This is a genomic window from Echinimonas agarilytica, from assembly GCF_023703465.1.
GTDB classification, from domain to species: Bacteria; Pseudomonadota; Gammaproteobacteria; order Enterobacterales; family Neiellaceae; genus Echinimonas; species Echinimonas agarilytica.
Genome location: NZ_JAMQGP010000008.1, coordinates 69,777 through 81,135 on the forward strand (window position 1 = coordinate 69,777; position 11,359 = coordinate 81,135).

Consider the following 11,359-nt stretch of genomic DNA (forward strand, 5'->3'; position numbering starts at 1 on the left):
ACTAATCCTCTAACGCTTTCTTCTGTTCTACAACAATGGCATCAATGCCACCTTTCGCCAATTCTAGTAATTGGTCTAATTGAGCAAAGCTAAAGGGTTCACCTTCGGCGGTACCCTGCACTTCAATAATATCGCCATGTTCGGTCAACACGACATTCATGTCGGTTTCAGCAGCAGAATCTTCAACATATTCAAGATCACACAGCGGATCCTCACCCACAATACCCACAGATACGGCTGCAATCATAAATTTCATGGGATTCTTTTTCAGTTTCCCTTGCGCCACCAAGCCGTTGATCGCGTCGGCCAGTGCTACGCATGCACCAGAAATAGAAGCCGTACGTGTACCGCCGTCGGCTTGAATTACATCGCAGTCGAGCGTAATTGAAATATCTGGCATGGCATTTAAATCAACACATGCACGTAAGGCCCGCGCAATAAGGCGTTGAATTTCGAGCGTGCGCCCGCCTTGTTTTCCTCGTGCCGCTTCGCGACCTCCTCGGGTATGCGTTGCACGCGGTAACATACTGTATTCAGCGGTGACCCAGCCTTGGCCTTTGCCTTTTAAAAAGCGCGGCACAGACTCTTCAACCGATGCTGTACAAATGACTTTAGTATCACCAAACTCAACGAGAACCGATCCTTCGGCATGACATGTAAAATTGCGAGTGAACTTGATAGGACGGGTTTGTTGCGGGGTGCGATCATTTGGACGCATGCCGACTCCTAAAGTGAATGAAAATAAAACGCCACTAGTATAACGATACGCGGCAAGGTTTTCTTTAAAAGATCGAGTCTGCTATAACAAGAGAAGGAACAAGTTGTGAAGCAGCAGGGATATCGCAATGTTTAAAACACTTTTTAGTACCCTTTTACTCACACTGGTATGGGTACTCAATAATATTGCTTACGCTGAGCCACCCACGCTCAAGAACATGCTCAGTGCCGAAGAGCAACTCGAACTCGACAAAACAACATCAACCGAAACACTGCTGATTGACGAATACGATCGCGGTTCGCCTCGAGCTTCCATGGAAGGCTTTTTAATGGCCGCCAACCAAGCCGACTATGAACGTGCAAGTCATTATTTAGACTTAAGAAACCTTCCAGCAAAGCTCAAAGATGTAGCGCCTGAAGAGTTAGTACGCCAACTCAAAATCGTACTCGACCGCATGTTATGGGTCGATCTGCATGCACTCAGTAACAGCAACTTAGGGCTTTCCGCTGATGGCCTCCCTAGCTACCGCGACTCAGTGGGTAAAATTCCGGTGGGCGATCGTATGGTACACGTCTATTTGCAACGCGTTCCGCGCAAAGACGGCGAACGCATTTGGAAAATTTCCAACGCCACCATCGCGCAAGTTCCAGCCATGTATCAACAACACGGTGACGGCCCCCTCGGCGAATACTTGTCACTTTATCTGCCAGACATTGAAGTGCTGGGGTTAGAGTCATGGCAATTCGTCATGATGATTTTATTATTTTTAGGTGCCTATATATTTTTGTGGCCAATTTTCTGGCTATTGATTCGATTCGGTCAACGCCGCGATCCAGAATCAGACGCGCTGCCCCGCTTCATTTCAGGGCCGTTAAGGCTGCTCACCATCGTATTGGTTGTTCGGAGTCAATTTGAACTCCTTCGGCCTTCCCTCGAAGCCAGAGCCGTTGCCGAAGGCCAAACGTTATTCATTATCGCCATTGCTTGGGTGATTGTTGCGGGCTTAGAACTCACCCGAAAACGCCTCCATCAAAAACTCATTAGCCGCGAGCGAGAACAGGGTGCACTATTGCTTCGCCCTTTATTCAACGTACTTAAAATTCTAGTCATGCTCATAGCGCTGCTGATTTGGTTGGAGAACTTAGGGTTCAAAGCGTCCACCATGCTGGCCGGATTAGGTATTGGTGGTTTGGCTATCGCACTTGCAGCCCAAAAGTCGGTAGAAAACCTTATCGGCGCAATCACTTTATACGTATCAACGCCGGTCAAAGCTGGAGATTTTTGTAAATTCGGCAGTCAAACAGGCGTGGTGGAGGAAATTGGATTGCGCTTTACTCGCGTCCGAACCATCGACCGTACCGTCATCAATATTCCAAACGCCACGTTCGTCGATCTGCATTTAGAAAACTACTCAGAGCGGGAAAAGATTCGTTATAGCCCTGCCATTAAATTGCGTTTAGATAGCCGTTCAGATCAAGTTCAAACGGTACTCAGCCAAATCAAATCGGCACTTATCAGTCACCCATTGGTTGACGAAGCACCATTACGCGTACGGCTCAAAGATTTCGGCACTCACGCGCTTGAAGTCAACGTTCTGTGTTATCTCAATACCATCGTGTTCGACGAGTATTTAGAAGCCGCAGAAGAATTGAACTTACAAATTCTAAAAATTCTTGAGGAAAATCAGGTCGCGCCCGCAGATCTAACTCAGTATAGGGTGGTGAACGCGCCACTCTAAGCTCTATAATACAACCACTCAACAAAGCGCTCGCCTAACAGCGGGCCTTTGGCGCACCAGCGCCGTCACCGCATGCCACTAGCAAGGAATTTATCATGAGTATTCACAGCATGACCGCCTACGCCCGCCATGAAGTTAAGGCTGAATGGGGCAGCGCAGTCTGGGAAATTCGCTCCGTAAACCAACGTTACTTAGAGACATTCCTTCGCTTACCTGAACAATTCCGAGGCCTAGAGCCGGTATTGCGCGAGCGCTTTCGTAAAGCCATGCAACGCGGCAAAATCGAATGCGGTTTGCGCTACGACTTCAACAAGTCAGACGCAGGTCAAATGGTACTCAACGAAGATCTCGCTAAAGAAGTGATTCACAAAGCACGTTGGATCACCGACCACGTAGGCGGTTCCATGCACGTTAACCCGCTGGATGTATTAAACTGGCCCGGCGTGATGAATGCCCCAGAACAAGATCTAGACATTATTAACCAAGACGTACTAGCAGGTTTCAATGAAGCGCTGGCACAATTCCTAGACGCTCGCGCAAGCGAAGGTGAAGCACTAAAAGGCCTTATCGACACTCGCTTAAGTGGTGTTGCAGAGCAAGTGACGATCGTTCGCAACAACCTGCCCGCCGCTGCGCAATGGCAACGCGACCGCATCATGAACCGTTTAGCAGAAGCCAAAGTAGACCTCGACCCCGGCCGCCTTGAGCAAGAAATGGCCATGCTGGCACAAAAATCAGACGTAGCCGAAGAGCTCGACCGCCTCGACACACACATTGCAGAGTGCAAAAAAATTACCAAGAAAGGCGGCGCATGCGGCCGCCGCCTCGACTTCATGATGCAAGAGTTCAATCGCGAAGCGAACACCCTCGGCTCCAAGTCCATTACCGCAGAAATCACTCAAGCATCAGTGGAATTAAAAGTACTGATTGAGCAAATGCGTGAGCAGATCCAGAATATAGAATAATAGTTAAGATTGTATTTCATTGCACTCAAACAATTAAAATACAAAGACTTATCTTAAACTACTTTCCACCACCGTATTCTTTGATACGCCATTAACCACCACCAACTGGTGGTTAATATGGTGGGTATGATAGACTTACCATATAGGTAAGTGGTGGGTAAAACAATATCCACCAAGATCATGCACAATTAGAGGTGGGTTATGGCTAAGTTGTCAGTTAAGAAAGTAGAAGCGCTCATTAAGGCTGGTGGTGAAAAAACACAACGCCATGCTGATGGTGAGGGCTTATATTTAGTAGTGCCTGCTTCAGGTACCGCGAGCTGGATGCTACGCTTTACCTCTAATAAAAAACGTCGTGAAATGACGCTTGGCAAGGTCAATGACCTTTCCCTATCTAACGCTCGCCTCGAAGCCGCGACCAAAATGAAGCAAGTCCGTGAAGGCTTTGATCCCCTCTTGCAGCGCAAACGTGCCGAACAAGAAAGCATTAAAACCGTTAATGACTTATTTGAAGATTGGTACCCAACCTTAATTAAGCGCCTTAAACACCCTAATATCCCAAAACGTGTTTACACCAAAGATATCGCCCCACACATCGGCGACATCCCACTCGATAGAATTACCGCCCGTGATATTCGCACAGCAATCACAGCGATTAATGATTCAGGTCGCCCAACCATAGCCAATGACGCTCTAGGCCACTGTAAGCAGCTTTTTAACCACGGAATGAAGTTGGATCTTCTGCAAGGCAATCCAGCCTCTGCGTTCACTGTAAGAGACGCTGGTGGCATTGAGCAAAGCAAAGACAGGGCATTAAGCGAAGAAGAGTTAACGAAGTTTTTTCGCATCGCTAGAGAGAACAGCACTAGCTTCAGCCGTGACAACTATCTGGCCTGTGCATTATTGGTTTGTTTAGGGGTACGTAAATCTGAATTGTGTGAAGCGAGATGGGACGAATTTGATTTAGAGGAAGGCTTGTGGCACTTACCAAAGGCACGCAGTAAAACCAATGTAGGCTTTACGATCCCATTAGCACCAGAAGTATTGCAGTGGCTTGAAGAATTGAAAATAAGGGGCTTTGGCTCTGATTATGTATTCCCTAACCGCAGATCAGCTAAGCGCCCTCACATGGGGCCAGACACCCTTAACAGAGCTATTACCAAGCTATTCGGCCATGAAGCAGGAAAGAAGAAGCAACCACCGAATTTAATGGGTGATATGCCGCATTTCACTGTACATGACCTACGCCGTACTTGTCGTACGCTACTGGCAAAACAAGGCACCCCCGGCCATGTGGCCGAGAGGTGCTTGAATCATAAGTTGAAGGGTGTTGAGGGGATATATGATCAGTATGATTATTTGGAAGAGCGGAGAGAAGCTTTAAATTTGCTAGCGAAAGATACGCTTAAGACTTTGAATTAAAATACAAATGATATCAATCACAATTCCCCTCAGCACAGCTATGTCCTAATCAAAAACTAAACTATCTTTTAGTAATTTTAGGTCCAACATATGTCACGTACAAAGGTGTATCCTTAGATATAGGCCAAGAATGATGTATTCTCATTTGAGGTGTTTTCACTTTCCCGTGCCAAGTACAAAAAATGGTTTTTCCCTCATTTTCAGGGTGCTTAAAGGTTAGTTCCTCTGAAAATTCACGCTTTTCAGTATCAGAAGAGTCCGAAAACCAAGCTTTATTGCCTGTAAAATGTTCCTGATAAATGCGGTGCCCTTCTTCGTTTCTTTCGCCAGCTTCGTTAAAGGAGTTCTTCATTGTTTCTAAAACTATCATTAGATCCCAAATCCTAGAAGAAGCACCAAAAACAAAAGGTACGCCCTTTAATCCAGCGAAGCTGGTATCTGAAAACGTTAATGATGGGCACCTTTCTTTACACCTTACTTCAAGCTGTTCCCACGATGTAATAGGTTTAGGTTCGTCTACTAATCTCTCCAGGAGCACGTCAAGCCGGGTTTGATTAATCACTTCAACTCGCAAGTTACCATTATCTTTGTGCCAAATAACTGGCAACGAAGCTGAGCTCCAATGAGGCTGTGAGAGACTGATAACACTTGAGGGTGTTCTATCAACATTATGAAAAGCAGCTTCGGCTAAACAGGTATCAGTAACAACATTCCCCCCTTCTAATTCATAGTACTCCTCTGATGAATGACTTTTATCATCATCCCAAAATGGTCCTGATTGCGTAATCCACTGAACTAATGCGTGGCACTGTTCTTTTGTCAGCCTTTGGAGAGACTGCTGAAAGTTTATATCCCTTGTAATATCCGTATTTAGAATAGCCTTAGTGCAATGGACATCAAAGCCGTGCTTTTTCGCTTCTAACCTCATTTTCATTAGACCATTTAAACTTTCTAAATATGACTCAAAACTTTCAAATTCTCCATCAAAGGAAAGTTCGTTCGCTAAAAGTTGCACTACTCCCCCCAACCCGCAAAGTAGTTCATATCCATCTCGTATTGATCGAAAAAGCCTTTTGGCCAATATGAAATATTGCCTTCTGAGTCAATCTGAGGGGACGAAACTTGAGAACCTTCAAGTTCTCGGGGTTGAAAATAGTGAATGTCTACTTTATTAGGACTTAAGCCTCCTGATTTAACTGAGCGTCTAATGCCATTCAACAAGTGATCGCTATGTGTCTCAACTACGACTTGAACACCTGCATTCGCGACTAGACTCAAAAACTGTCCCATCATTGACTGACCAGCCGGATGTAAATGAACCTCTGGATTCTCTATAATTAGCAAGTCATCTTTCTTCGCTGCTAGTGCTGCGACCACAATAGGCAATATTTGCGTTAACCCAAATCCCACATGCATTGGCCGATGAAATCCAGTAGCTTCTGAAGTCCTAATACCCAAAGTCACTGCATTAATAGCGGAAACCCTCTCGACAACTAATTCACATCCAGGGAAGAACTGTTGCATCCTGAATTGTACCTGCTGAAACAACTTGGAAGAAATTGATGGTTCAACCATTTCCAGAAGCACTTCATCATCCTGCCTGCTATACAACAAGCTAACTGTATTTTCACCTGTACTACCAACTACAGGTACATTCTGCAAATCATCAAGGAGGTAGTAATCTCTAGGTCCAATCCTCTCTGCTGAAATATACGTCATTGAATATAAGCGCTTAGCCATGTCTCTAGTAACGGTGGAACTATCATCAGGCAATAAAAAGTGAAGTTTTTCAGGCGTGTTTAGCACCTGTCCATCAACGGTCACAGAGTCAACAGAGACGGACATATCCTCTCTTTCTCCTGAGAATGCCCACTTAAACGAGTGCTCCTCTGTAACTAGGCCAACTTGAAAACCTCTTCTTCCATTAACTTTGTCGACAACATCTTGCACGGTTCCTGCGTTAACAATGTTGCCATTTAGGAGCAATCGATTAGACCACTCATGACTGGCGACGGTTTGATGCAGTAGATTAAGTGATTGAATAACTGATGATTTACCTGCAGCATTCGAGCCCGAAAGTAAAGTTAATTGAGATAAAGGTAATTTCAGCTCTTCAAAACATTTAAAATGCATAAGATCTAGACGTTCGATCATTCCATTACCCTCTCAAGCATTTCTTGTACAAGATGGAAACGATCCTTAACCCGACCAACTTGGTTTGTTCCGAGTGTAATAGCATCATGAAACCTGTAATTATTCATTAACTCGTAGAAGCCCTGCTGAATTGATCCTGCATTATTTTTAACTTCACTTTCTGAATGATTTGATAAGCTTACCGACATGACATCCCACAAAGACGCATTGATCACACTACGAGCGTGGTTAGGGTTTGTGTGCTTTCTAAAAGCGTGCTTCCCAAAAACTTCCAAGTTATTAGCCATAGCGAGATCAAAACTATCAGCAAGTTCGACTATATCTGATTCCCACATCTTATTGATGGCCTCTAGACTTCGCTCCAGAAAGTCATCCATTCCTCCCTTGTATTCCGATACGCCAAGGCACTTGAAGGCAAAGAATCTGTTGATAAGCTCCCTATCTCGCATCTTCTCAGGTTTCAGACTCTTACCTGTTGCTTTCTTAAAGATCTTTGTCGAAGCTTTTTGTCTCAGAAGCTTGGTTGATGCTCCCATAAACAAACAATTCCGCATTTGCTGGCGAGACAACGGCTCACCGCTGTTCACTCGATCAAAAATGTCAAGCAGTGCTTGTGTCGGTACTTTGGGATCGATCAAATATAGAATTAGATTGCAATCTTCAACTCGATTTTGAAGTTTTGGAGAAAGATCACTGAATCGCTTACCGTGGAGTAGCTCCTGGTTAGGCAGCTTTAGCTTCAGCTCATCATTACAAAAACGTTGAAATGTCGATAAACGTTGAAGCCCATCAACAACAATCATGTGCCCTTCTCTATTCTCAGCTAAATAAAATACAGGTAATGGGATTCGCATCAATACTGATTCAATAAGCTTACTTTGCTTCTCTTCATCCCAAATGAAGTCACGTTGAAAATCTGGGTCCATGACATACCCACCTTTACCTATCCGGCGAACTACATCAAATACAGTGCGATTTTCATTTCGAATCAGAACCGTATCAATAGGGTACTCACCGAGAGAGTCATCCTCATCAAACTCTAACCCTTCAATCTCTTCATTGTATTTTTCAATCATATTCAACTCATTACATTTATTTTAGCTATCTAGTTTGTGTTACCAGCAGGTGCTTAAAACTGTCCATAGGAGCTACGCCCTGCACCTTGATAGTTTGAGTAAACGTGTTGATATACTAGTAGCTCAATATCCGGTAGCTCTTCATCTAGATAAGACTTCGGCGGCAAATGCTGCAAACTGTCAGTGATCATAGTTCGAACTTGAGACTTAACTTGCGTACTCTCTCGCCAACGATCAACTTTCAACTTTTCTACTTTCAACTTTTCCAATGTTTCAACTGCAACTTTCTTCACCGTTTTTTCTTCATCAGCAGTAAGTGTAGATTTTTTCAGTAAGTCAAATATTGCTAACGATTCTTCATCTAACCCTTCACGCATAGCTCGTTCTTGCTCTGGGTTGAGTTCGTTTTGCATAAAATCATTCAAATCATCAAACGCTTTCTGTACAGCCTGGATATCCTTTCCCGCATTGTATTCTGCGATAATGGTTTTGTACTTCTCGTAAAACTCCAAACGAATAGGGTTTTCGCGCACCATACGCTCAAGCTGTTTCTCGATCGCCTCTTGCAAGTCAAATACCACAGCATTCTTTTGATTTGATTTAGCGAATGCTTGCTTTAAACGATCAAAATCCAAATTGCTCAAGTCAACATAATCATCTTCACGAACTTCATTAGCACGAGTGCTCACACTCATACTCACTTCTTGTTGGAGCTTCCGCATCACAGCTGAAATATCAGCAGATTTCACCTTCTGATTCAGTTGGTTGTAGATAGCTTCTATTGCATTAAACTCAGAGAGAAATGGCTTCACTATCTCTTCAGGATAGAGAGCTTTGTACTTTCTAAATACGTCACGAGCCGCAACCTCAAACTGAGTGCGTGTCGTTTCATTTAAACATACCGCATTGGCAGCTTTACCTAGCGCAGATAGCCTCGCCATTGCAGACTCGGCGTTAACAAGATCGTTGAGATTAAAATGGACCTCAAACAAAAAGTTACTTACCGCTAAAATCGCCGCAGCTAGTTCATTAGCCATCTCTTCCAGCTTCTCAACTGGGTTGCCTGGTTCAGGATCTCCACATGTGCCTCCTTTACCTCCTGGAGGTGTTGGCTTTCCAGTCCCGCCATATACTGAATAGGCTTTTTCTAGCTGAGTATAAACATTGCCATAATCAACAATCAGACCGTTTTCTTTCTCGTCATCGTACACACGGTTTGCACGCGCGATAGTTTGCATCAAAGTGTGACCCTGAATTGGCTTATCAAGGTACACCGTTGAGACACAAGGCGCATCAAAACCCGTGATCCACATGGCACACACAATCGCCAAACGGAATGGGTTCTCTTCATCCTTAAACTCAGTTTCTAAATCGCGCTCAACCATTTTTTTACGGTGAGGCTCGATATCAAGCTCTAACGCTTTAAACTTCTTAACTTCATTTTGCTCACTACTTACTACAACGCAAACCTCGGTTTCTTCTACCCGATGTAAGTGCTTCTTCAGTGTAAGCTCTTCCTGTTGGTCTGTCGCAGATTCTACGCGCTGTTTCAGCTCTTCAACATACTGAGGCCAGTACAGCATCACTAAGTCATAAATGCGTACTGCTGTTGGCTTATCAAGCGCAACAAACATCGCCTTACCCTGATAGCCTCGATCATTAAAATGCCACACGAGATCTCTTGCTATTTTTTCTAGGCGCTCATCAGAGGTCATTATTGGGTAGTCACGAGCAAATTCTCGCCTTAACTTCGCAACCTGATCGGTATCTAAATCTTCATCATTGATGATTTCAGCCATGCGGTGATCAAGGTCAGGGTTCTCGATATCAAGCTTTTCACCACGGTTTAGATAACGTAATGGCAGTGTCGCGCCATCATCCATCGCTCGCTTAAAGTCATAAACCGATACATAGCCACCAAATATTTTCTTGGTTAGCTCGACTTCATTATCAATAAGTGGCGTACCAGTACAGCCGAGGAAAGAGGCATTAGGGATGGCTTTAAAACGCATATTCTGAGCGTATGTTCCACCTTGTGTACGGTGAGCCTCATCAGAAATTACAATGATATTGTCACGCTCAGTAATTAGTGGGTATTCGGTTTCTTTCTTCTTATCGATGGCGAACTTGTGGATGAGCGTAAACACATAACGGTGATTCTCACCGAGAAGTTCTCGAAGGTGTCTGCGGCTTTTTGCTCTAATACCATCTTTAGGCAGCTTGGTTGGAATCGCATTACAGCCCGAAAACGTATCGTAAAGCTGGTTCTCAAGTTCAGTACGATCCACCACAATAAGGAAGGTATAACTCTTGCCAAACTTACGAAGTATCTTTTGGCAGATAAACACCATTGAATAGGATTTACCTGAGCCTTGGGTATGCCAGAAAACACCGAGCTTACCTTTCAAGTCTTCAATATTTTTTGCTTGTTCAACTACCTTGTTTACACCAATAAACTGATGGTTCTTCGCCATAATTTTTACAACATCATCACCTTTACCATCGAACAACAGAAAGTTCTCAAACAGGTCAAGCAGTCGGCCTTTTTCGCATGTACCACGTAACATGGTATCGAGGCTCACTTCACCTTGTTCATTTTCTTCAATACGTTTCCATTCAAGGAAAAACTTATATGGGCTAGTTACAGTGCCGACTCGTGAATCTGTTCCGTTGCTCAAAATAATGAATGCATTGCTATGCAGCGCTTCGGGGATAGTGTCTTTGTAATCAGTAAGGTTGTCTTCAAACGCATTTCGCAAATCGGTGTGGTGAGCCTTAAGCTCAAAGAACACCAATGGAACACCATTAACGAAACCAACAATATCAGGACGGCGATTATAGAGCTTACCCACCACTTCAAACTGGCGTACCGCTAGAAAATGATTCTTTGTCGGTTGGTTAAAGTTGAACACTTTTAAGCGTTTCTTTTGCAGCTTACCTTTATCATCTTGGTAGCTAACTTGAACGCCTTTTGTGAGTAGTTCATGCTTTTGCTTGTTAAGCGCACCTAGGCTTTTATCCGCTTCGGTTTGAATGATGAGATCAATCGCGTTTTGATACGCAGTGTTAGGTAAGCCGGGATTTAGCTCAACTAGAGCTTTTTTTAAGTATCGCTGTAAGATAACTTCTGATTTGTTGGCTCGACCAAGCAGACCATCACTACGATCCTCTTTGACCGAAAACGACTCTTTGTGCCAAGCGGTTTTCACTTCCCATTCAAGCTGCTCTAACACCTCTTGGCTTGCTTGCTCGACCAATCCATCTTCAGAATACTCATAGCTCATAC

At 44.1% G+C, this 11,359-nt stretch carries 8 protein-coding genes; 3 read left to right on the forward strand and 5 right to left on the reverse strand.

What is annotated here, in order from left to right; genetic code table 11:
- Position 1: 1 nt before the first annotated feature.
- Entirely contained in the window at positions 2-718 is a 717-nt protein-coding gene (gene rph, locus NAF29_RS14940; protein WP_251262426.1) for a ribonuclease PH, read from the reverse strand.
- 127 nt (positions 719-845) lie between these two features.
- Here rph and NAF29_RS14945 point away from each other — a divergent pair, with 127 nt between their 5' ends.
- The 3 genes from NAF29_RS14945 (at position 846) to NAF29_RS14955 (ending at position 4,843) form a co-directional block, all read left to right on the forward strand.
- A complete protein-coding gene (locus tag NAF29_RS14945; RefSeq protein WP_251262427.1) occupies positions 846-2,456 on the forward strand; it encodes a mechanosensitive ion channel family protein in 1,611 nt (536 codons plus the stop codon).
- A gap of 95 nt (positions 2,457-2,551) precedes the next feature.
- On the forward strand, positions 2,552-3,421 hold the full coding sequence (locus NAF29_RS14950) for a YicC/YloC family endoribonuclease (RefSeq protein ID WP_251262428.1): 870 nt from the start codon (positions 2,552-2,554) through the stop codon (positions 3,419-3,421).
- Positions 3,422-3,622: 201 nt separating this feature from the next.
- Positions 3,623-4,843, forward strand: a complete 1,221-nt coding sequence (locus NAF29_RS14955; protein ID WP_251262429.1) for a tyrosine-type recombinase/integrase — start codon at positions 3,623-3,625, stop codon at positions 4,841-4,843.
- A 61-nt stretch (positions 4,844-4,904) separates the two neighbouring features.
- Here the strand turns inward: NAF29_RS14955 and NAF29_RS14960 are convergent, their stop codons facing one another.
- Genes NAF29_RS14960 through NAF29_RS14975 form a run of 4 tightly spaced genes read right to left on the reverse strand, consistent with a single transcriptional unit; the run spans position 4,905 to position 11,357 of the window.
- Positions 4,905-5,858, reverse strand: coding sequence for a hypothetical protein (locus tag NAF29_RS14960; protein WP_251262430.1), 954 nt, complete (start codon positions 5,856-5,858; stop codon positions 4,905-4,907).
- Positions 5,858-6,997, reverse strand: coding sequence for an AAA family ATPase (locus NAF29_RS14965; protein ID WP_251262431.1), 1,140 nt, complete (start codon positions 6,995-6,997; stop codon positions 5,858-5,860). The genes NAF29_RS14960 and NAF29_RS14965 overlap by 1 nt, the downstream gene beginning before the upstream one ends.
- Positions 6,994-8,073: a DUF262 domain-containing protein gene (locus NAF29_RS14970; protein WP_251262432.1), complete on the reverse strand. Its 1,080-nt coding sequence runs from the start codon at positions 8,071-8,073 to the stop codon at positions 6,994-6,996. The genes NAF29_RS14965 and NAF29_RS14970 overlap by 4 nt, the downstream gene beginning before the upstream one ends.
- A gap of 53 nt (positions 8,074-8,126) precedes the next feature.
- Positions 8,127-11,357, reverse strand: coding sequence for a type I restriction endonuclease subunit R (locus NAF29_RS14975; protein WP_251262433.1), 3,231 nt, complete (start codon positions 11,355-11,357; stop codon positions 8,127-8,129).
- Positions 11,358-11,359 lie beyond the last annotated feature (2 nt).